22 protein-coding genes are annotated in these 21,890 nt (G+C 30.0%); 5 read left to right on the plus strand and 17 right to left on the minus strand.

Annotated features, from left to right (window positions below; all coding sequences use genetic code 11):
- Positions 1 to 15 precede the first annotated feature (15 nt).
- The 7 genes from CLFE_RS21730 to CLFE_RS21760 form a co-directional block, all read right to left on the minus strand.
- The gene (locus CLFE_RS21730) at positions 16 to 954 is read right to left on the minus strand and encodes a sensor histidine kinase (protein WP_250944686.1); all 939 of its coding nucleotides are present in this window, start codon (positions 952 to 954) and stop codon (positions 16 to 18) included.
- Positions 955 to 1,031: 77 nt separating this feature from the next.
- Positions 1,032 to 1,703 (minus strand): response regulator transcription factor, encoded by a 672-nt coding sequence (locus tag CLFE_RS21735; protein WP_077835743.1) that lies wholly within the window; start codon positions 1,701 to 1,703, stop codon positions 1,032 to 1,034.
- A gap of 14 nt (positions 1,704 to 1,717) precedes the next feature.
- Positions 1,718 to 2,839 carry a THUMP domain-containing class I SAM-dependent RNA methyltransferase gene (locus CLFE_RS21740; RefSeq protein ID WP_077894456.1) on the minus strand — a complete coding sequence of 374 codons (1,122 nt, stop codon included), beginning with the start codon at positions 2,837 to 2,839 and terminating at the stop codon, positions 1,718 to 1,720.
- 39 nt (positions 2,840 to 2,878) lie between these two features.
- A complete protein-coding gene (locus tag CLFE_RS21745) occupies positions 2,879 to 3,721 on the minus strand; it encodes a hypothetical protein (protein ID WP_077894457.1) in 843 nt (280 codons plus the stop codon).
- A 46-nt stretch (positions 3,722 to 3,767) separates the two neighbouring features.
- Positions 3,768 to 4,520, minus strand: coding sequence for an exodeoxyribonuclease III (locus CLFE_RS21750; RefSeq protein WP_077894458.1), 753 nt, complete (start codon positions 4,518 to 4,520; stop codon positions 3,768 to 3,770).
- 29 nt (positions 4,521 to 4,549) lie between these two features.
- The gene (locus CLFE_RS21755; protein ID WP_077894459.1) at positions 4,550 to 5,683 is read right to left on the minus strand and encodes a pyridoxal-phosphate-dependent aminotransferase family protein; all 1,134 of its coding nucleotides are present in this window, start codon (positions 5,681 to 5,683) and stop codon (positions 4,550 to 4,552) included.
- 139 nt (positions 5,684 to 5,822) lie between these two features.
- Positions 5,823 to 6,698: a hypothetical protein gene (locus tag CLFE_RS21760; protein WP_077894460.1), complete on the minus strand. Its 876-nt coding sequence runs from the start codon at positions 6,696 to 6,698 to the stop codon at positions 5,823 to 5,825.
- Positions 6,699 to 6,830: 132 nt separating this feature from the next.
- Here CLFE_RS21760 and CLFE_RS21765 point away from each other — a divergent pair, with 132 nt between their 5' ends.
- Both CLFE_RS21765 and CLFE_RS21770 read left to right on the plus strand, forming a co-directional pair.
- The gene (locus CLFE_RS21765) at positions 6,831 to 7,430 is read left to right on the plus strand and encodes a uracil-DNA glycosylase (RefSeq protein ID WP_077894461.1); all 600 of its coding nucleotides are present in this window, start codon (positions 6,831 to 6,833) and stop codon (positions 7,428 to 7,430) included.
- Between the two features lie 88 nt (positions 7,431 to 7,518).
- Positions 7,519 to 8,352 carry a TerC/Alx family metal homeostasis membrane protein gene (locus CLFE_RS21770; protein ID WP_169850989.1) on the plus strand — a complete coding sequence of 278 codons (834 nt, stop codon included), beginning with the start codon at positions 7,519 to 7,521 and terminating at the stop codon, positions 8,350 to 8,352.
- Between the two features lie 96 nt (positions 8,353 to 8,448).
- On the opposite strand, the gene CLFE_RS21775 is transcribed toward CLFE_RS21770, so the two are convergent.
- The 4 genes from CLFE_RS21775 to CLFE_RS21790 form a co-directional block, all read right to left on the minus strand.
- Entirely contained in the window at positions 8,449 to 9,267 is an 819-nt protein-coding gene (locus tag CLFE_RS21775; RefSeq protein WP_242951677.1) for a prephenate dehydratase, read from the minus strand.
- A gap of 115 nt (positions 9,268 to 9,382) precedes the next feature.
- Complete coding sequence (locus CLFE_RS21780; RefSeq protein ID WP_077894464.1) at positions 9,383 to 10,324, minus strand: aminopeptidase; 942 nt, start codon at positions 10,322 to 10,324, stop codon at positions 9,383 to 9,385.
- A 4-nt stretch (positions 10,325 to 10,328) separates the two neighbouring features.
- Positions 10,329 to 11,339 carry a M42 family metallopeptidase gene (locus CLFE_RS21785; protein ID WP_077894465.1) on the minus strand — a complete coding sequence of 337 codons (1,011 nt, stop codon included), beginning with the start codon at positions 11,337 to 11,339 and terminating at the stop codon, positions 10,329 to 10,331.
- Positions 11,330 to 12,370, minus strand: a complete 1,041-nt coding sequence (locus tag CLFE_RS21790) for a M42 family metallopeptidase (RefSeq protein ID WP_077894466.1) — start codon at positions 12,368 to 12,370, stop codon at positions 11,330 to 11,332. Before CLFE_RS21790 ends, CLFE_RS21785 begins: the two co-directional genes overlap by 10 nt.
- 521 nt (positions 12,371 to 12,891) lie before the next feature.
- Between CLFE_RS21790 and CLFE_RS21795 the strand changes: the two genes are divergently transcribed.
- Complete coding sequence (locus CLFE_RS21795; RefSeq protein WP_250944689.1) at positions 12,892 to 13,218, plus strand: LysM peptidoglycan-binding domain-containing protein; 327 nt, start codon at positions 12,892 to 12,894, stop codon at positions 13,216 to 13,218.
- 132 nt (positions 13,219 to 13,350) lie between these two features.
- Here the strand turns inward: CLFE_RS21795 and CLFE_RS21800 are convergent, their stop codons facing one another.
- From CLFE_RS21800 to CLFE_RS21820, 5 genes are all read right to left on the minus strand, one after another.
- A complete protein-coding gene (locus CLFE_RS21800; protein ID WP_242951672.1) occupies positions 13,351 to 14,148 on the minus strand; it encodes a biotin--[acetyl-CoA-carboxylase] ligase in 798 nt (265 codons plus the stop codon).
- Between the two features lie 143 nt (positions 14,149 to 14,291).
- Positions 14,292 to 14,987: a DUF5105 domain-containing protein gene (locus tag CLFE_RS21805; protein ID WP_077894467.1), complete on the minus strand. Its 696-nt coding sequence runs from the start codon at positions 14,985 to 14,987 to the stop codon at positions 14,292 to 14,294.
- An 80-nt stretch (positions 14,988 to 15,067) separates the two neighbouring features.
- Complete coding sequence (locus tag CLFE_RS21810; RefSeq protein WP_077835868.1) at positions 15,068 to 15,709, minus strand: DUF5105 domain-containing protein; 642 nt, start codon at positions 15,707 to 15,709, stop codon at positions 15,068 to 15,070.
- A gap of 276 nt (positions 15,710 to 15,985) precedes the next feature.
- Positions 15,986 to 16,663 carry a hypothetical protein gene (locus CLFE_RS21815; RefSeq protein WP_077894520.1) on the minus strand — a complete coding sequence of 226 codons (678 nt, stop codon included), beginning with the start codon at positions 16,661 to 16,663 and terminating at the stop codon, positions 15,986 to 15,988.
- Positions 16,664 to 16,798: 135 nt separating this feature from the next.
- Complete coding sequence (locus CLFE_RS21820; protein ID WP_077835867.1) at positions 16,799 to 17,956, minus strand: YibE/F family protein; 1,158 nt, start codon at positions 17,954 to 17,956, stop codon at positions 16,799 to 16,801.
- A 213-nt stretch (positions 17,957 to 18,169) separates the two neighbouring features.
- Here CLFE_RS21820 and CLFE_RS21825 point away from each other — a divergent pair, with 213 nt between their 5' ends.
- Together CLFE_RS21825 and CLFE_RS21830 are read left to right on the plus strand one after the other, a co-directional pair.
- Positions 18,170 to 20,137, plus strand: a complete 1,968-nt coding sequence (locus CLFE_RS21825) for a fibronectin type III domain-containing protein (protein WP_077894468.1) — start codon at positions 18,170 to 18,172, stop codon at positions 20,135 to 20,137.
- 175 nt (positions 20,138 to 20,312) lie between these two features.
- Positions 20,313 to 20,900, plus strand: a complete 588-nt coding sequence (locus tag CLFE_RS21830) for a class D sortase (protein ID WP_077894469.1) — start codon at positions 20,313 to 20,315, stop codon at positions 20,898 to 20,900.
- Positions 20,901 to 20,943: 43 nt separating this feature from the next.
- Here the strand turns inward: CLFE_RS21830 and CLFE_RS21835 are convergent, their stop codons facing one another.
- Complete coding sequence (locus CLFE_RS21835; RefSeq protein WP_169850987.1) at positions 20,944 to 21,822, minus strand: LysR family transcriptional regulator; 879 nt, start codon at positions 21,820 to 21,822, stop codon at positions 20,944 to 20,946.
- Positions 21,823 to 21,890 lie beyond the last annotated feature (68 nt).

The raw sequence follows: 21,890 nt of genomic DNA on the forward strand, positions 1-21,890 counted from the left end.
TTTTGCTTTTTTACCTTACATTTTTGTAACCTCGTAATAATCACACCATTTTGGAAAATGTATAAAAACCTCAGTTCCCTTGGTATACCTAGATTTTATGGTTATATTATGTCCTAATTTTCTAGCAAGCTTATATGATAGATATAGGCCCATTCCTGTGGCATTAGAATTCTCTTTTCTACCATTAAATCCGGTAAATGATTTATTAAATACTTTGTTCAAGTCTTCTTCTTTTATTCCTATACCATTATCAGATATTATAACTATCTTCTCTTTATCATCCTCAAAAGACTTTATTTCTATATTACCATTATCTCCTGTATACTTAAGTGCATTTGCAATAACCTGATTTAGTATAAATAAAAGCCACTTCTTATCTGTATCTACTTTAAAATTATCATCTACTTTAAGACTTAATTTTATATGTTTTCTTATAAATAACTTTGAATGATTCTTTATACTTTCCTTTACAAGCTTATTTATATCTATTTCCGAGATAATATAGTCCTTAGAAAAATTATCACCTCTGGAATAATATAAAACTTTTTCAACATAATCATCTATTTTTTCTATTTCCTCTTCAAAAGATTCAATATTTATTTCACCATTTTCAATTAAAAGCTTTGAAGTTGCAATAGGTGTCTTTATTTCATGAACCCACATTGTCATAAATTCATTATTGTTTTCAAATTCCTTCTGAAGCGCCTCTAACTTTTGACTATAATCTTTATATAAATCTTCTATTATAGCCGCATACACTTCATCCTTATACTCCAATGGCTTTGGAAATATGGGTGTTTTATCCTCTACATTATTGTCTATAAGTAACCTTTTTATATATTTATTTTTTATATTAAAGTCTATAAAAATAAATATTACCAATAAAAACGTTATTACAAAAATTACATACGCTGCGTCAGTTGAATTCATTATATTTTCACGTTCTAAATACATAAATAGAACTACAAATATGCCAATAAAAATATATAGTGCTATAAATCTCAAATTATCCCTTAAATATTTTAAAAATATCATCTTATAACATATCCTTGTCCCTTTATAGTTTTAATGAAATCCACACCTAATTCTTTAAGTTTTTTTCTTAACCTATTTATATTTACCGTAAGCGTGTTATCATCTATAAAGCTCTCATCATTCCAAAGTTCCTGCATTATTTTTTCCCGACTTACTATATTATCATGATTCTTCATAAGTACATATATTATTTTAAATTCATTTTTTGTAAGCTCCACACTATTTTCATTATAGTATACGGTATTGTTTTTCAAAGAAATTATTACGTCTTTAAACTCTAAGGTATCCATTTCCGTTTCACTATAGGAGTAGGTTCTTCTTAGTATTGCATTTATTTTAGCTAATAAAACCTCCATAGAAAATGGTTTTGTTATATAATCGTCTCCTCCCATATTAACAGCCATTACCACATCCATATTAGAACTTCTTGATGACAAAAATACTATAGGTACCTTTGATATACTTCTTATTTTACTACACCAATAAAACCCATCACAGACGGGCAAATTTATATCCATAAGAACAAGCTTAGGCTCAATTTTCACAAATTCTTCAAATATATTATTAAAATTTTCTACTGCATAGGCTTCAAAGGACCACTTTTCTAATGATTTTTTTATAATATTTCTTATTTTCTCTTCATCTTCTATTACCATTATCCTATACATAGGTAGCCCCTTCTCTACTTTCTATCCCCAAAGTACTGATAGTAATAACATTTTAGTTTACCGTTATACAGCTTTCTATTCTTATCACTCTTTCTTCCAAAACAATCCTCAAAGTTTTCATGTGCTGTTATTATAAAATATGACCATCCATCAAGAGCTTTAAATACTCTTCCTATTTCCTTATATAATCTTTCTACTTCTTTTCCTTCTCCAAGTCTTTCTCCGTATGGTGGATTAGTTATTATAGATCCTCCCTTTTTCTTGGATGAAAATTCCTTTACCGGTAGCTTTTGAAAGTATATGTAATTTTCCACTCCTGCCTTTTTAGCATTTGCCTTGGCTGTTTTTATTACCCATCCATCTATATCTGAGCATAGTATACTAAATTCCTTATCATTTATTGAATTTCTTGCATGCTTTCTAAGATCACTCCATAAATCTTTAGGTATTATATCCCAATCCTCTGATACAAACCTTCTTTTAAGTCCAGGCGCAATATTTTTTCCTATTAATGCTGCTTCTATAGCTATAGTTCCCGAACCACACATAGGGTCTGCAAGCTGTACCTCTGGTTTCCATTTACTTAAAAGTACCATTGCTGCTGCTAAAGTCTCCTTTATAGGTGCTCCACCTGAGTTTTCTCTGTAGCCTCTTTTATGAAGACCTTCGCCCGATGTATCAAGTGTTAATGTTACTATATCTTTAAGTATTCCTACCTCTATTTTGTATTCCGCACCATATTCAGTAAATTTCTCAAGCTTATATTTTCTTTTCATTGCTTCAACTACAGCTTTTTTTACTATCCCCTGACAATCAGGTACGCTGTGAAGCTTTGACTTTATGGATTTTCCAGTAACATGCATATACGCATCCTGTGGCATTATATCTTCCCATTTAACTTTTAAAGTACCTTGAAACAATTCCTCAAAACTTTCCGCTTTAAATTCTGCCATTTTTATAAGTACTCTATCTGCACATCTAAGCCATAAATTGCAAGTTACTATATCCATTTCATCGCCTGCAAACGTAACTCTGCCATTTTCTATTTTTAAATCCTCATATCCTAATTCTTTAAGTTCTTTTGCAACTACGGATTCTAATCCGAAGGTGGATGTCGCTATTAAAGTAAAATCCATTTTTCAGTCTCCTTTTTTATATTTATATTGTTTATTATCTCATATTGGATTTATATATATCAATACAATAAATACAATGATAACTATAACTGCAAACACCTTAGTTATAGCATCGCTTTTTTCTTCCTTCCTTACATAACGGCGCTTACATTTTCTTTTAAACATAATTTTTTCAATAAAATAAAACATAATTAAAGCAAATAATATTACTGTTTCTAAAATTAATTTTTTTAACCCATAATTATCATTAATATTTAACCATGCACCTGTACTTTTACCTATTTTAATATAAGAATAAATATTTAAGGCATAAAATACAGCACCTATCACTCCTAAAATTTTAAATATTTCATTATACTTAAAAAATATTAAAAACATAACAGCCATACATAATATGAATTCCATTATACCTATAAGAAAATCCATAATTGGACTTTTAACTTCTTTATTTTTAGAATTCACTTCTTTTGCTGTTATGCCCTCCTGTGAATTGGGTAAATACTCTATTGAATATTCTGTATAAGTATTCATATTTGATTCTAAAGAAAAGGTAACGCCAACTCCATTTATGTATACAGTTTCAAAATACCCTTTAGAATCCTTTTTTATTTCATCTATATATCCCTTTTCAACTGCGAAATTTCCACTTATAAGTACCGGTATATCCTTTGTCATGGGAATAAGAATGATTGAAGAAGAAATAATCAAAATCAACATTAAAGTAGTTACCGAAATTTTAATTGCATATCTTTTCTTTCTACTCCTTGTTTTTATTCTATAATTTTTTATCACTATACGATAAAAGCCTACTATCCCAATCATCATTAAAAATATAAATATAAATATATTTCCAATAAACGCTGCTATCTGAAACTCTTTCATCCCCTACCCCCAAAACACCTTTTACACCATACTACCACCATTTTACTTATTTTACAACAAGTTCAACAGGGCAGTGATCTGACCCCATAACTTCAGTATGAATATCAGCACTTACAAGTCTATCTTTAAGGCTTTCTGAGGTACAAAAATAGTCTATACGCCAGCCTGCATTTTTTTCTCTTGCCTTAAATCTATAGGACCACCAAGAATAAATGCCTTCTTTGTCTGGATAAAAATATCTATATGTATCTATAAAACCTGAATTTAAAAGCTCTGTGAATTTGCTTCTTTCTTCTGGACTAAAGCCTGCGTTTTTAGTATTTGTCTTTGGATTTTTAAGATCTATTTCTGTGTGTGCCACATTCATATCTCCACAAACAATTACAGGCTTCTTTTCTTCTAAGGTTTTAAGATATTTTCTAAAGCTATCCTCCCACTCCATTCTATAAGAAAGTCTTGCCAGCTTTTCCTTGGCATTTGGAGTGTATACTGTAACCATATAAAAATCCTCAAATTCAAGTGTTATAACTCTGCCTTCTTTATCATGCTCCTCCTCACCTATTCCGTAGCTATGACTTATAGGTTTAATTTTAGTAAATATGGCCGTACCCGAATACCCCTTTTTCTCTGCATAATTCCAAAAATCATAATAGCCTGGTAAATCCAATTCAACCTGACCTTCTTGAAGCTTACTTTCCTGAATACAAAATATATCTGCATCAACTTCTTTAAAATAATCCAAAAATCCTTTTTTAATACAAGCTCTAAGCCCATTTACATTCCAAGAAATTAATTTCATACAAAAACCACCTTATCTATAAATACAATTTAAAATTTTTCTAAAAATACTTTCGTCATATCATGCTTAAATTCAAATCCATAGTGTTCAAGAGTTCTTTGAAGTGCAAACAAAGTATAACTAACTTTATCAATTCGTGCATTTTCCCCCATATGACCTATTCTTAACACTTTACCTTTCAAGTAACCAAAAGCTCCTGCTATCATAACATTATAATTTTCTTTCATATAGTTTAATATTTTTTCATCATTCATACCATGGGGAACTTTAATCACTGTTACAGTATTAGAAAAGCCATTTTCTATATATATATCCAATCCTCCAAGCACAACTGCTGCTCTAGTTGCTGATGCTATTTTATCATGCCTTACTATCATATCTTTGTCTTTAAGAATATTTTCTATTGCCTCTCTGAGTGCCAATATATCACTTATAGGTGGTGTATATGGGAACCACTTCTTTTCATAATAATCTTCCCATGCCAGTAGATTGCAGTAAAATGCTGCTATTGGTGTTTTTCTATTTTTCATAGCATTAAATGCATCTTCGCTTATACTTACAATTGTGAGTCCTGGAGGGGCTGAAATACACTTTTGTGAAGCACCTATAACTACATCTATGTTCCATTCATCAACTTTTAACTCTTCTCCTCCCATTGCCGATACGCTATCTACAACTGTCATTATTCCCTTACTCTTAAGCAAACCACATATATCTCCTATATCATTTAACATTCCTGATGGAGTATCACAATGAACTATTGTAGCATATTTAAAATTACTATCAATATCTAGAAATCTTCCAAGCTCTTCTGTGCTTATTTTACATTTTCTATTTCCTCTAAAGAAAAACGGATTTCCACCATACATTTTAACAAAATCTGCAAACCCTTCTCCAAATATACCATTTTCTATAACAAGAACTCTATCATCTTTTTCAGTAAGAGATGCACAAGCTGCTTCAAGTCCTAATATACCTTCTCCTGATAGAATTCTCACTTGATTTTTGGTTTTAAGAAATTCACCTATCTTTTCAGTAGTTTCCTTATAAAAATCATAAAAATTTATATCTAAATCCGGATTTGTAGTTTTCTCTGCTCTTTTTAATCTTACATTTTCACTAACCGAAGTAGGTCCTGGTGTCATTATAATTGGTATTCTCATAAAATCACTCTTTTCTAATTATAATTTTGACATGTTATATACAATATTGTGTACACAAATAAATTGTTTTATCAATTCATTAATCTTAATACAAAAGGGACATACTATATAATCAAGCATTGTCCCTTTTAAAGTTCAGTTAATTTTTGCTATTTCTCCATTCTATCAATGTTTCATATTTATCCTTTGCAGTGTCATAATACAATATTTCGTTTGTATCCTTATTTATTGCAAACCTATAAGTATTAACTATATGATCCGGAAAAGACTCACCTACATAAATCATGTAATAATTCTTTTCATAAGTATTAGTTGCTGCTGCATTAGGGTATCTTTCTACATATATAGTTGATTTGGAATTCGTATTGTTTGCATGTACATTCATGAAACTTCTAACTTCACTTACATTACTTACAAGATAATTTACAAGCTCCTGTTCCTTTGAAAGTGACTGTACACTATTAAGTGTAAAATAATTACTATCCTTATTATAGCTTATAGAGTCAACGCTCTTTTTATCTTTACATTTAACCTTTATATCTGCATTTCTACCTTCATCTACTATTTCAAAATTCCAATACCCATTAGCTAAAGCAATTTCCTTCATGAGCTTTCCATAATACTCTTTATTGTCAGTATTTAATTCTTTACTAAAAGTAACATAAAATATGGGATATGTCTTATTATTTTGCAAAACCACCTTATTTATTTTAATATTTTCCCTATTTAAAATGTTTTTAACAGGGTGATTCCAACTATTTATATCCTTTATAATATAATCACCGTTAGCATCATTACTGGCATTACCCTTATTGCTTTCCGCTTTGGAATTACTACTATCAGATGAAGTTTTATCCTTATCATTGCTCACATTATTTTTATTTGAAGATGCACTTGAGTTTACCTTTTGCGCCTTACCTGAATTATCACTTTTTACGTTTTTACTGCTGGATGAGCATCCTGACAATACTACTATTGCTGCTACTACTGTTGATATTAATGCTAATTTTTTCATTTTACTTCACCTTCCTTTTTTTATTTTAAGTTTAAATGTTATTTTTTGTCCTCTTGTTTGGTAAAATATATAGAGATTCACATTAAGGAGTTGTAAACCATATAAATCAAACTATAGTTAGGAGTATATTTTATGAATAATTTACAAACGCTAAAAACTAAAATTGAAACTATATCAAATAATTATAAAGAAGAAACTACCGGCGGATTTATAACCGGAGATGGTCCTATCCCTTCAGACATAATGTTTGTAGGCGAAGCTCCTGGAAAATCAGAAGTTGAAAGTGGAAAGCCTTTTGTTGGTGTTGCTGGTAAAAACTTTGAAAAATATCTAAACTCCATAGGTATAGAACGAAAAAATATCAGAATAACAAACACATGCTTTTTTAGACCTATTAAAATAAAAACTTCAAAAACTGGTAAAACTACTATAAGTAACAGGCCTCCTAAAGTCTCTGAAGTGAATTTATTTAAAGAAATATTAGATGAAGAAATTTCACTCACCAAACCAAAGATAATAATAACTTTAGGTAATGTTCCTCTTAAAAGACTTACAACCTTTAAAGCTATAGGTGAATGTCATGGTACATCCATTCACAGTGATGAATTTAATTGCACCATTTTTCCTATGTATCACCCCTCATCATTAACTTATAACCGAAATGATGATTTCAAGAAAATGTATGAAGAAGATTGGCTCAAATTAAAAGACACTCTTCAAAAAGTACTTTAAAGATATAATCTTACTTATAATTTTACTATTTTTTTATTATGTTATCAATTATATAATACAATAATCAATAGAAAGAAGGATGGTTATCATAGATACAAGAAAAGCCTTAAAACAAACTTTAATCTGGATTGCTTTGGCTCTAGTTTTTAATATCTTCATATATTTTTTTATGGGAAAACAAAATGCTTTAGAGTTTTTAGGTGGTTATGTTATTGAATTAAGTTTAAGTTTAGATAATCTTTTTTTATTTTTGATAATCTTCCAAAACTTTCTTCTAAAAGGGGAACATCAAAAGAAAATCTTAAACTATGGAATCCTAGGTGCTGTGATACTTCGCCTTATATTTATACTTCTTGGTGTTGCAGTAATTGATAGATTCCACTTTATTCTTTATTTTTTTGGTATATTACTTATAATAAGTGGTATAAAAATGTTCCTCCAAAAAGAAGATGAAAAAAAAGATTATAAAAATTCTTTTTTCTTCAAAATGGTAGGTAGGTTTATCCCCGTTGAAAAGGAAAGTAATAGTAATAAATTTTTAATTAGAAAAAAAGGAAAACTCCACGCAACCCCTCTTCTTCCAATTTTAGTTTTAATTGAGGGCTCTGATTTGCTATTTGCTGTAGATTCAATCCCTGCAATTTTTTCTATAACTACTAATGCATTTATTGTTTATACTTCAAATATATTTGCTATCTTAGGCCTTCGATCCATGTATTTTCTTTTAGAAAAACTTCATGATAAATTTCAATATGTTAAATTTGGAGTGGCGTTAATTCTTATTTTCACAGGGATTAAGCTTGCTATTCTATTCTTTCATATAGAAATATCTATAATTTTATCTCTAACAATAATATTCGTGATTTTAGCTTTAAGTATTATATTTTCAATGTTAAAAAACAAAAATGGAGAATCCTATTAATAGATTCTCCATTTTTGTTTTTAGGTATTAAATTTCTTAGCGTAAAACTTTCAGTTTTAATAAAAATACTCTTTCTTAACTTTCACTTCTTGAAATCTATAAACTTAAATACGATCCAACTATTTTCACAACACTATGCTGTTTTATATCTTCTATTGCTCCTTTAAGCTTATTATCACCATCATAATTTCCTTCAGCTTCAATAAAAAAATAGTATTGCCCAAGGCCCTTTTTAGTTGGTCTTGATATTATAGATGTAAGGTTTATTTCACACAATGCAAACTCTTTTAATACTTTCCATAATGCTCCTGGCTTGTCCGCATTGGCATCTGAAATTATTATTCCTGTTTTATACTCTCCACTGTGATAACTTTTATTTTTTTGCTTTGATAATACTATAAATCTTGTTTCATTATCCTCTGCATCCGTAACATTTTCAATAATATATTTAAATTCTTTTTCTTTCTCTATTGCATACGCAGGGATTATTGCTCCTTCTTCCCAAACTCCTTTTTTTAGATTTTCTAAAGATGTACCATTACTTTCTGTTGTAATAACTTCAAGTTTGTCATACTTTTCTAAAAATTCTAAACACTGACCTTGAGTTTTAAATTGAGCATAAATTCTTTTAACTTCATCCATTTTGCTATTGGCTGCGAATGCAAATTGTATTGGAAGCGCAAATTCATAAACTATACTAAGATTTGTTTTATTTAATAAATCCAATGTGACTTGTACAAATCCATCAAGAGTATTTTCAATAGGTACTATTGCAATATCACACTCATTTTCTGCTGCCATAACAACCTTTGATATTGTTGGATAAAACTTCATCTCAATATCACTATCAATCTTTTTCTTATATTCCTTAACTGCAAATTCACTAAATGTCCCTTTAGGACCAAGTGCTGCCACTTTTTTCAATTATGCCACCCCTTTTTATTTTTTATACAACTAAGGAAGCCTAAGAAACAACATAATACGTTTTATTCCGGCTTCCTTTGCCCCTATTTAAATTTTACACTGAACTTTACTCTTTTACAATGGAAGAGATAAGCTTAACTAAATTGTTTATATCCTCATAATTTACAGCTTCATTTATACTATCCTTATTCTTACAAGGCAGTGCTATATTTGCTGTTTTTATTCCTCCCACTTCCTTATGTACAGAGCTTCCATCACTAAAGAAATCAGAAACACATCTTTGAAGTTTTATATTATTTTCTTCAGCAGTCTTAATTATTTTTTCTTTAACACATGTATTTGTTATAAGTCCCTTCCCCATTAAAACAAGAACAGGTCCCTCTCCTAACTTTATTTCTCCTTCTACTTCAGTATTTACAGAAATGCACATATTGGGTTCTATTTCAAAAGCAGCAGCTCTAGCACCTTTACCACCTAAATTTCCCTGAGTAGAAAATACAAAATACACTTCTTTATTTATATCTTTAATTTCTTGTATTACTTTAAGAAACGCAAAACATGCTGCTCTATTACTTAAATATGAACCAACTATATTTTTTCCATCTTCAAATATATTTCCAGAAAATGAACCTACTTCACCTTCACTTATATATTTTAATACTGTTTTCTTTTTCTCCATATTAACTTTTACATACAAATCTCTAAACTCATTGTTTTCCTTTTTGTCTGATTCTATTTTTCCAACTATCTTACTTCTAAATATTATACTTTTACCCAAGACATCATCTGCCTTTAACTCTCCTACCGGTTCAATTCTAATTTTCCCATCATCCTCTATATAATACACAATTACACCCTTCGTATCCATGCTGGTACTTAACATTATTTTTTCTTTTCCTTCTCCAACCTTTGCTATAACATTTCCAAGCTTATCTTCTTTAACCGTGCAATCATATTTTTTAAGTTCTTTCTTTATTATTTCTGATATTTCTTTTTCTCTTCCACTTACACCAAAGCTGTTAATAACTTTCTCAAGTAATATATCCATAACCTTATCTCACCCCTTTTAAGCCTAGTAAATATTTCTTTAAAAGTTCCACTGTATTTTCTATATCCTCTAAATTTGCAACAGAAACAGAGGAATGTATATATCTACAAGGTACTGAAACGGCTGCTATTTTAGCACCATTTGTACTTGATACTATTGCGCCTGCATCATTTCCACCTGCCACGGCTTTTCTTCTTTGATAAGGCACATTATTTTCCTTTGCTACTTTTATCAAATCCTCTGTTATTTCTTCATTATATATGCTAGTCTTATCCATTATAGAAATAGCAGGTCCTTTAGTGAGTTCGGTTGCCCTTAATTGTTCAGGTATATTAGGCATATCCGCACATATGGTTCCCTCTATAGCGATTCCAATATCTGGCCTAACACTAAAGGCTGATACATAAGCTCCTCTTTCTCCAACTTCCTCTTGAACATTAAATACAGCATATAAATCACACTCATAATTTTCTTTTAAAAGTTCTATTAAAACAGCACATCCAACTCTATCATCAAGCGCCTTTGCTTTAATAAAACCTTCTCCAAATTCACCGTATTCTGTATCAAACACAGCATAATCACCTAAAGAAACATGTTTTTTTGTTTCTTCCTTTGATTTGGAACCAATGTCTATACAACAATTCTCATAAGAAGCACTATTTTTTCTTTCCTCTCCGTTTTGAAGATGTATAGGCTTTATTCCGATTACCCCCGGGATTTTATTTTCTCCTATGTAAACTACCTTTGAAGGTATGATTTTGCTGTTTATACCCCCAAGTGAAGCAAATTTCATTGTGCCATCTTCATTTATTGCTGTTATTATAAATCCCACTTCATCCATGTGAGCATCTAACATTATCTTTTTTCCGCTGCCTTTTTTATGCGCTATTATATTTCCCATTCTATCTACTTTTATTTCATCAACAAAATCCTTAATTTCTTCTTTAATAATTTTCCTTACTTCTCCCTCAAAGGATGAAGGACCAGCTGCATTACAAAGTTTTTTTAAAAGCATAAAAGTTCCTCCATTTCAACATTATTCATCTCTTCTACAAATTTAGCTATAAGAATACCCACATTCTCTATATCTTTTACATTAACAACTTCAACAGAAGTGTGCATATATTTTTCAGGCACAGATATTAAAAGAGATGGTATTCCAGTACCTGAAATTTGTGTATCCCATGCATCACATCCCGTATTTCCTGGTTCAACCTCAACCTTATAAGGTATATTGTACTTATTAGCTGTTTCAATTATTTTTTTTCTAACCTTTGCATGTATATTAGGACCAATACATATAACAGGTCCGCCTCCAACTTCATTTTCTCTATCCGGATCTCCAAGCTTTCCACCATCAAAAGTGACATCTATAGCTATACATATATCAGGCTTTACTTTATATGCAGACATTTTAGCGCCTCTATGTCCAACCTCTTCTTGGCAGGAACATATAAAAACTACATCTGCATTGTGAGATATATGACTTAATTCTCTTGCACAAACATACATAGCAGTTATACTAGCTCTATTATCCATCGCCTTGCAAGCTACATTATCATTTAAAAGCTCATAAAAGTCTCTCTTTATAGTTACATAATCACCTATACTTACAATTTCTTTTAATTTTTCTGTACTTATGCCTGTGTCGATTAGAAGTTCCGTTACCTTAACTCCCTCTTCCTTTTCTTTCTCATTCATAAGATGGGGAGGTTTTATTCCTATAATGCCAAGTACATCTTTTTTTCCATGAATCTTAACTTCTTGAGAAATTAAGACCTTTGGATCTATTCCTACAGCTTTAAATTTTAGGAATCCATTTTTTTCAAAACCACTAACCATAAGAAAAATTTCATCTCCATGTGCCATTAAAGCTATTTTACCCATTCCTTTTCCCTTTTTACTTGCGTATATATTATTTAATTCATCCATCTCTACATCGCAAAACTCAGAAAATTCTCTATTTACAGTATCAAATAACTCTTTCTCAACTCCACTTGGAGCATCCTTTAAACATAATTCCTTAAGCAATAACTTTGTATCCATTTCTTCACCTACCAATTTATATTATTGTATATAAAAATATTAATTTATCAATCTATATATATATTCTTCCAACAACGACTACATTATAACACATATATATAACGTGATAAATTCTTACATTTTGACCTATAAAATATTCCTACTTAAAAGGTTCGACCATAGAATCTTTTATAGGGCATAGTGTTTAGTATTTACACGCTTATATATATAACGTGATAAATTCTTACATTTTGGCCTATAAAATATTCCTGCTTAAGTGTTTATCTATTTGTGCTATTTATACAATTTAAAATTTTTTCAAGAAAATATGTATAATTTTTTTTTGCTAGTCAATAATTACCAATATAAAAGGAAAGAGGTGCTAATTAATGAGTAAAAACAAATTACGCTTTATACTATTTATAATCTGTGTTTTTATTGTTGGCAGTGGTATTGTTTATTACGATAAAACTAGAAACAACTCTCAAAAACATAGCGCTTCATCAGCATTGCAAAAAGAACCGAGTCAAAAAACTACTTCAATGCAATTATCTAATACCGGTAATTCTAAAACTGATGATGAAGCTGCTATAAGCACAAGTGGAAATGTTCAAAATGTTGATAACTCTACACAATCATACGAAATTGTAAAAACAGTTTCTGAGGATGCAGATTATGTATATATAAAATACAGAGTTAAATCTGGTGATCATCTTTGGAGTTTAGCTCAACATTTTATGCCAACTTACAAACCTCTTGGTGTTGTCACAGATATTCAACAGCATAATAGCTTCAAAAATAATAATGTTTTATCGGTTGGTAATTCTATAGTTATACCTGCTGAAAAAAATGTTTTAAAAACAAAATAATTCAGTTCCCCCTAAGATTAATATATAAGCATTTCTGCCTACTGTTGTGTAAGCATTGGGCAGAAATTATTTAATATCAATCCCCAATTATTATATAAAATAAGAAAATCTAGCCATTAACTCCCCCTATGACTAGATTTTCTTATTTTTTATTTTCGTAATTAATTCTACATATATTGGTTCAATACTGTTTAGTATATCGCATAATATTTTTTTTCTCGAAAAAGCTTTATTTCTACATATTCTTAAGGATGTAACTTTTAAATCTGCATTTTGCGGAAACACTTCTTGATTAACATTAATTCCTATACCTATAATAATATAATTTAATAAAGTTAATTCTCCATCTATTTCTGTTAATATTCCACAAATCTTCCTTCCATCTAACACTATATCATTAGGTTTTTTTATTTCAATATTAGGTTCTATTTTAATTAAACCTTTTCCTACAGCTTCTATTGCAGCATTGGTAATTTCAGCTGCAAACTCAGGTCCAACTTCTGGTCTTAATATTATAGACATCCATATTCCTTCACCCTTTGGAGAATACCAGCTTTCTCCCATGCGTGCCTTACCAAGTGTTTGCTCTTCAGCAATTACAATAGTTCCTTCCTTTTCACCTGTCTCTGCTAATTTTTTAGCTTCTATATTAGTAGAATTAGTAGAATTAAAATGCACTATTTTTCTTCCTATAAATTTTGTTTTCAGTTCTTCTTTTATTTCTTCATATGTAAGAATATCTGGACAGCTGTCAAGTTTATAACCCTTATTTGTAACAGATGATATAGTATACCCATTATCTCTTAACGACTTTATATTTTTCCATATAGCCGTCCTAGTTATCCCTAGTTCATCACTTATTCTTTGCCCAGAAACAAAATCATCGCTATTTGCTTTGAGTATTTGTAAAACTTTACTTTTAGTTTCCATTAAACTTCACACCTTATTTTTTATATGTTTAATGATGTAATACTATAACTTACAGTTTATTCTACCATATAAAAATAACATTTACATAATAAAATAAAAAATCCATATGGATTTTTTACACATGGATTTTTTATTTTAATTTTCTATTTTCCCCTTGCCATTTCCATAAGTCCTGTTTCATAATTTGAAATATTCGTAGGTACCCATTCACTTAAAGCATTAACCTTAAAATCAAACTCTCTAGTTTTTTTATCAGTTGATGGCTCTGCTGAATTAAGATTAGTAACCAAATTATTTGCATAAGCTTCTACATATTTTTGTTTAGCCACACTTAAATCTGATAAATGCATTGCTACAACGTCATTCTTAGCCTTAGCAGCTGATTGATCTCTAACTGAATCAAAATTTATGTACGTCATTTCTATTTTAACTGATGCTGTTTTATCATTTTCAGTTATCTTTTTTGCTGTTATTGTAACTTTTTTCACAGCATTTCTATATGCATTATATACATTGTCCCATTGTGCATCATTAGTTTGTATACCTTCTTTTAAAAATGCTTGTTTAATACTTGTTGTAAACACATTTTTCTCCGTATCAGAAGTATCACTTAATAACTTATCATAGAAACTAAACTTAGATGATTCTTCCTTATCATCTTTAACTATAAGATCAGCCATAATTTGTGCTGATTTTTCCACATCAATTTTAGGTTCTTTCTTAACTTCTGTTTTAGGTGTATCTTGAAATTTCTTTATAGCTGTAAGCTTATTTGTACATCCCATTAACATTGCCGAAACTAGCAGTGTTACAATTAAAATTCCTATCTTTTTTTTCATCTTTCTTAATTCTCCTATGTATATTAAAAAATGTAAAACTTAAGCGGAAACTCATAAGAATTCCCGCCCAAGTAACACGTTTATTGTGCTAAAATCATTTGTCCAAGTTTTGTTTCAAAAGAAGTTTCATCTTCTGGAACCCAAACATTATTTTCTACCTTAAATTTAAAATCATTACTTACTGTTTTACTTGAAGGTTTTGCTGCTTTTAAATCTTTTGATACATTTTTTATGTATGCTTTTACTGCTTCATTCTTAGCTTGAGTTTCATCTGTTAATCCTTCTGCCATAACTTCTTGTATAGACTCAGTAACAGCTTGTTTTACAACAGTCTCCATGTCGATATATGTTGTTGTAACATTAACAGTTGCAGAATCTTTAGTTTCAGATACTTTCTTTGTTGTTACATTTACTTTTTTAAGTGCATCTTTAACGCTATCATACACTTCATCACATTGAGCATCAGTTATAGTTAAATCATCAGTAGAAGATGAATCCTTTAATTCTTTAACAAATTTATCTTTTTGAGTTTTGTCGTATTTGTCCAATTCTTTTTTATCAGTTATGATTTGAGATACCTTTGATCTATCTCCTTTAACCATAAAATCACATAATATTTTTGCTGATTCGTCTGCCGCTATTTTAGGTTTACAGCCAATTAACATTGCTGGTACCATTAAAAGTGTTAGTGCAACAGCTATATTTCTTTTTATGTTTTTCATAATTACCCTCCATTTTTTTTCATTCGTTCAAATTTAAAACTAATTAACTTTTTATATTGTAACAGTTTTGTGAACAAAGGTCAACACACTTTTAGCAATAATTTTAATTTCGTTAAAATTATTCTATGAACAGTAGTAAATTTATTCTCTTCTTTTTATATTTATCAGATTTTTTTAAATATTATGTACTATTATATCTTAAAAAAGTAAAATATATAAATTTATTGTTAATAAAAAAATTGTGCACAGCTTTCTAAAAAGCTGTGCACAATTTTTCTATTGCTTATCTATTTCAAAATAAACGCCGCCACCACTTAAGATCATGGTTTTAGAATCCTTTATATAAAATACACATCCATTACCACTAGCATCCTGAACCTGAACCTGAGTTACAGTTGACCCACTTAGACCTAATTTATCAAGAGTAACCTTATTATTCTGTTCAAAGTCACTTTTTAGAACACTAGTTTTTTCATACATTGGTGTTTTTACAGTCTTATCCATATCACTTATGCTATCACCAAAACAAGTTGCGCTATCTGCAGAAAACACTAATTTCTTTCCAATAAGCTTATTTATATCTTCTTTACTATAAGTACTAGCTGGTGCATAAGCTAAATCCTTTTTTATAACCCATGTTCCCATGTATATCTCTTCTTGACTTTTTTCACGTACAGCCTTTGTTGTATCCTGTGGATTTGGATTAGTTTTTGCACTACTACTATTATTATTGGTACTAGTATTACTACTTGAGTTTTCATTAGCACTTTGAGCCGTATTATTAGCTGTACTATTATCTGAAACCTTTTTCTCAGCCTTTTTGGGCTTACTCTTTTTTGATGAAGCCACTTTATTTTCAGACTTATCATTTGATTTATTAGAGTTTACATACATATATCCACCAACAGCTACTATTACAACAGCTATTATTCCTGCTATAAATTTTTTCTTCATATTACCACATTCCTTCTTATGAGCCATAAAGAATTAGCCTTTCTCTATAGCATATACTTATTTCTTTAATTATTATATCAAATATATCATATAAATAAACTGTGTATTATAAATTTGCCTTTTATTTAAAGTGTATTATCTTAACTTCTTATTTAATAATGGTATTATTCTTGAACATACAAATGCGGTGATCGGTACAGTCAAAACAACTGCTAAACTTCCAGTAACCCCTTCAATTATTTCAACACTTATCATATCCATATTAATCATTTGAGTAAAGCTAATATTATAGGCATATATTACAATTAAAATATTAAGGGAAGATCCTGCAAAAGCCAAAATAAGAGTATTTGCCATAGTGCCCATTACATCTTTTCCTATATTCATTCCAGACTTAAATAACGCATTAATATCAATATCCTTATTAGTTTCATATACCTCCTGCATTGAAGATGCTATTGATACACTTAAATCCAAAAGAGCCCCTAAGGCTGATATAATAATGCATGCCAATAGTAAGCCTTGAACATTCATATTTGTTTTAGTAGAAATTAAACTTAAAGTCTCTGCATTTTCCATATTTAATCCTGAAAGATGACTAACACCTCCAAATATTGTTCCCACAAGAATTGCTATTAAAACGCCTAAAATAGTTCCAACTGCTGCTGATATTGATTTAGGTGTAATTCCTTCTAGTGAGATTAAAGTAACTGCTGTAGTTAAAATTACTATTAAAATACATGCAAAAATTGGTGAATATCCATTATAAATCATAGGTAAAAGCAAAAATACTATACATATTAATGTAAATATTATTCCAACAATAGACTTAAAGCCTTTTTTTCCTCCTATGATGCATAATGCTGCAAAAAATATAAACACAAACACATATTCTACAGGCGCTCTATAATAATTATAAACAACAGCTGTATATTTACTTTGATTTAATGTATCAACCTCTAATACAATCACCATATCCTTTTTTACAAATACGTTATGTATATCCGAAAGGTAATTTTGAACTACCTTAATATCTCCTTTATGTTGTCCTGTAAGAACCTTTACCTTAACCTTCTGGCTTCCAAAATATATATTTTTTAAACTTATACTTTTTCTTAAATTTTCATTAGTCACCTCTAAAACCTTAGCCTTTTCATATCTAACATTTGCTTTTCCATTATCATAGGTGAATTTAACTGGATGTGTTATATTAAACATATACAAAAAACCCAAAAATATCATTATTGCTACAGTAAAAATAATCATCCTTAACGTTTTACTTTTATTTATCATACCTATCCTCCAATTTAATTTGTGTCTATTTAAAGTAATCATAATTACATTATAAGATTTTTAATGGTAAAAATAGTTAATCCATTGTAAAATTCAGGTTAACTCTATGTTATGAATTCTTTACAAAATTTTACATGAATGTGCAAGTACCTTGAGCTCAAAAATGTTAGCATTATATGGTAAATGCATTGTTTAATCTAATATAGAGGAAGGATGATATCTTTGAAAAGCCAAAAAAAATTAATTGCTATAGCTGTGGGGGTAACTATGATAGTATCCGCTACTGCCCTAAGTTTTAATACCTTTGCAAACTCAGCTACTAATACTGCTACAAAATTAGCTAGCTCTGGTGCTGCGGGAAATTTTAGTGATATTGTATTATCTCCCGGTAGTGATCCTAGTCAATTATGCTTTAATTGGTATTCTAACAATAGTAGTTCAACTCCAACCGTTCAAGTAGCACTTAAATCAGATATCAGTAATGGTAGTTTTCCTACAAATAAATGCCAAACCTTTACTGGGAAAACCTCTCAAGGAAACTTGAATTTTACCTCCAATAAGGTTTTTATCAACGGCTTAACACCATCTACTCAATATGCGTATCGTTTAGGTGACGGAACAAATTGGAGTGATACTTATTATTTCAATACACATGATACAAGTCAGTATAGCTTTTTATTTGCTGGCGATCCTCAAATTGGAGCAAGTGGAAATATAGACTCTGATGCAGCTGGTTGGAAAAATTCATTAGATAAAATGACTGGTGCTTTTTCAGATAGTAGTTTTTTAATTTCTGTAGGTGATCAAGTTAATAATTTAAAAGAGCTTAATGGCGGAAGCAATGAGCCAGAATACACGGGATATTTTTCTCCAGATGAATTTAAAAGCTTGCCTGTTGCTGCCATTGCTGGTAACCATGAAACCTATGGTGTAGGTCATAACACACACTTTAATGCTCCGAATTTATCCTCCACTTATGGAGCTTGTAGCGATTACCCTTCTACAGGCACTGATTACTATTTTACATACGGAAATACTTTATACCTGATGTTAAATAGTAATGATATGAATGAAGCTGACCATGAGGCTTTTATAAAAGATGCTATAAGCAAAAATCCAAAAGCCACTTGGAAGGTAGCTGTATTGCACCACTCAGTTTACAGTTCTGCAAATCATGAAACTGATTCAGATATAATACAAAGAAGAAGTGATTTACCTCCTATCTTTGATGAGTTTGGAATTGACGTAGTTTTAGACGGTCATGATCACTGCTACACTAGATCTTATCAAATGAAGGGTGGTCAGCCAATTAAGGATCAGACTGTTGATAGCTATGGTAAAATTATAAATCCCAAAGGAACTGTATATATAACCGCAAACTCAGCCAGTGGAAGTAAATATTACGAAATTCATGATCCTGGTGTGAATAACTATTATGAAGCAAAAAAAGAACAGCTTCATGAACCTGAAGTTTCACGCGTTGTTGTAACAAGCAACAGCTTTACAATAGATACTTACAGAATGGACACAATGACTAAAACCGACAGCTACTCTTTAGTTAAATCCACTGCACCAGCACCTGACACTCAGAATGTTATAAATGCTATAAATAATCTACCTGATCCTACTTCAGTTACTCTAAATGATGATCCTAGTGTACAAAATGCCTTAAATGCTTACAATGCTTTAAGCCCAGATCAAAAACAATTAGTTCCAAATACTGATAAGTTAAATCAGGATTCAAATAAAATTCAAACTTTAAAAGCCAACGCAGCTAACAGTCAAGCTGCAAATGATACTATTTCTAAAATAAATGCAATACCAAATAATGTTACATTAAATGATGAGGGAAGTATAAATGCAGCAAGAGCTAGCTACAACAATTTAACTGACCCTCAAAAACAATTAGTGTCAAATTACTCAAAATTAACTGATGCAGAAGCAGCTTTAGCTAAACTTAAAGCACAAACTAGTCCAAATAGTACTAGTTCAACTAATGGAAGCTCCATAGCCAGTACTTCAACTCCTTCCAATCAAGCTTTAAGCTCGCTTCCTAAAACGGGAGAATTTCTGGATTCAACTATGCTATTAATAATTTCTGCATTATGCCTTGCATCTGGTGTTGCTCTTCTTCTTATTAACAAAATAAAAAAGAAAGCTCTTACTGATGATAATAACTAGTTATCTGCCATTAACTTGTAATATGTTGGATTTAACAAGTTATATGTAAACAAAATACTTGTATTTAAATTCCAACTAAACTACAATTTTTAGGGGAACCAATTTAAATAGTTGGTTTCCCTATATAAAATTTTATACATATATAATTTCATGCTATAAAAGGGAGGAATTTTCATTGAAAAAATTAACCATTGTAGCTGCTACACTTATATCAGCAGGTGTTATATTAATTGGCTTTACCTTTGGGGCAAAATACTGGACTTATCATAAACAAAATAGCATGATAAACGCTTATGAAAAGAAAATCAACAATGCCAAACACTCTAAAAAGAAAAATCCCGCTCATGCTGCTGAACTTAAAGATAAAATAGCTGATGGAACCATAGGTATACTTGAAATCCCTAAAATAGACTTAAAGGTTGCTATAGGTGAAGGTACAGATATGAAAACCTTAAAATATGCTGTAGGTCATTTTAAAAATACAGCTATGCCAGGAGAGGATGGAAACTTTTGTCTAGCTGGTCATAGAAGTTATACCTACGGACAATATTTTAACAGACTAGGGGAAATTAAAATTGGTGATGAAATGACTGTTGAAACCATAAATGGCACATATAAATACAAAGTTTACAGCACTCAAGTTGTTCTTCCGAGTGAAGTTCATGTACTTGATCAGAGCAAAGATGCCACTATGACCTTAGTTACCTGTACACCTATAAGAATCGCTACTCACAGACTTATTATAAAAGCCAAAAAAATTTAAAAATAGCTATTTGCATCAACATAATGGTGTAAATAGCTATTTTTTATGATGTGCAAATTTCTAAAAACCTTCTCATAATTGGTGAAATCCACTTATCCTTATTGTATATAATATATATATTTCTTTTTATATTCCCTCCATAAATAGACTTAAATATAAGTTCCCCCCTCTCAATCTCCTTTTCAACTGCTTTCCTTGATATTATAGAGATCCAATCTGTTGACATAACAACCTGCTTTATAGCCTCCAATGAATCCATCTGTATAGTAGCTTTAAATTCTATTTCTCTAATTTTAATCCATTTATCCACTAAAGCACGAGTTGATGATAACTCTGTGTGGTGTACAAAGGTTTCTTTTTCAAATACACTTTCAGGTATATAATTGTATTTATTTAATGAACTTTTATTTGAAAATATAATTCCAAGTTCATCCTCATATATTTTTTTATATTCAATGCTGCTATTTATTAATCCTGTTGAACAAATTATTCCCACATCCAAATTATTGTTTAAAATCATTTGAACTGTCTTAGACGAAGGTAAAACAGTCAGAGACATATTAATTTTATGAGAACCTATTTTCATTTTCTTTAGTATATCTGGAATTAAATATGTAGCTGGAACATAACTGGCTCCTATTTTTAAGGAACCTATTTCAAAACTATTAAATTCATAAACAGCCCTTTCAACCTCACTCTTTAAACTTATAATTTTTTTAGCATAATGAAGAAGAATCGTGCCTGATTCTGTTAGCGTTATATATCCACCTTCATATTCAAAAAGCTTCGTTTTTAGTAACTTTTCAAGACTTTTCATATGAAAGGTTACTGTAGGCTGCTTTATACCAAGCTTATTCGCTACTGTAGTTACCTTGTTATACTTCCATATCAATATTAATATTTCAAGTTTTAAAAAACTCATAACATCACCCTCCATAGCTATTATAGAAAATTTCTATGGATAATAATATATTTTAATACTTTATTTAA

Source organism: Clostridium felsineum DSM 794, from assembly GCF_002006355.2.
Taxonomy (GTDB): Bacteria; Bacillota; Clostridia; order Clostridiales; family Clostridiaceae; genus Clostridium_S; species Clostridium_S felsineum.

Bases quoted from the DNA above. Each gene is read 5' to 3' on its own strand.
- CLFE_RS21730 (WP_250944686.1), bottom strand. From the start codon at position 954: ATGTATTTAGAACGTGAAAATATAATGAATTCAACTGACGCAGCGTAT.
- CLFE_RS21735 (WP_077835743.1), bottom strand. From the start codon at position 1,703: ATGTATAGGATAATGGTAATAGAAGATGAAGAGAAAATAAGAAATATT.
- CLFE_RS21740 (WP_077894456.1), bottom strand. From the start codon at position 2,839: ATGGATTTTACTTTAATAGCGACATCCACCTTCGGATTAGAATCCGTA.
- CLFE_RS21745 (WP_077894457.1), bottom strand. From the start codon at position 3,721: ATGAAAGAGTTTCAGATAGCAGCGTTTATTGGAAATATATTTATATTT.
- CLFE_RS21750 (WP_077894458.1), bottom strand. From the start codon at position 4,520: ATGAAATTAATTTCTTGGAATGTAAATGGGCTTAGAGCTTGTATTAAA.
- CLFE_RS21755 (WP_077894459.1), bottom strand. From the start codon at position 5,683: ATGAGAATACCAATTATAATGACACCAGGACCTACTTCGGTTAGTGAA.
- CLFE_RS21760 (WP_077894460.1), bottom strand. From the start codon at position 6,698: ATGAAAAAATTAGCATTAATATCAACAGTAGTAGCAGCAATAGTAGTA.
- CLFE_RS21765 (WP_077894461.1), top strand. From the start codon at position 6,831: ATGAATAATTTACAAACGCTAAAAACTAAAATTGAAACTATATCAAAT.
- CLFE_RS21780 (WP_077894464.1), bottom strand. From the start codon at position 10,324: ATGGATATATTACTTGAGAAAGTTATTAACAGCTTTGGTGTAAGTGGA.
- CLFE_RS21785 (WP_077894465.1), bottom strand. From the start codon at position 11,339: ATGCTTTTAAAAAAACTTTGTAATGCAGCTGGTCCTTCATCCTTTGAG.
- CLFE_RS21790 (WP_077894466.1), bottom strand. From the start codon at position 12,370: ATGGATACAAAGTTATTGCTTAAGGAATTATGTTTAAAGGATGCTCCA.
- CLFE_RS21795 (WP_250944689.1), top strand. From the start codon at position 12,892: ATGCAATTATCTAATACCGGTAATTCTAAAACTGATGATGAAGCTGCT.
- CLFE_RS21800 (WP_242951672.1), bottom strand. From the start codon at position 14,148: ATGGAAACTAAAAGTAAAGTTTTACAAATACTCAAAGCAAATAGCGAT.
- CLFE_RS21805 (WP_077894467.1), bottom strand. From the start codon at position 14,987: ATGAAAAAAAAGATAGGAATTTTAATTGTAACACTGCTAGTTTCGGCA.
- CLFE_RS21810 (WP_077835868.1), bottom strand. From the start codon at position 15,709: ATGAAAAACATAAAAAGAAATATAGCTGTTGCACTAACACTTTTAATG.
- CLFE_RS21815 (WP_077894520.1), bottom strand. From the start codon at position 16,663: ATGAAGAAAAAATTTATAGCAGGAATAATAGCTGTTGTAATAGTAGCT.
- CLFE_RS21820 (WP_077835867.1), bottom strand. From the start codon at position 17,956: ATGATAAATAAAAGTAAAACGTTAAGGATGATTATTTTTACTGTAGCA.
- CLFE_RS21825 (WP_077894468.1), top strand. From the start codon at position 18,170: ATGATATCTTTGAAAAGCCAAAAAAAATTAATTGCTATAGCTGTGGGG.
- CLFE_RS21835 (WP_169850987.1), bottom strand. From the start codon at position 21,822: ATGAGTTTTTTAAAACTTGAAATATTAATATTGATATGGAAGTATAAC.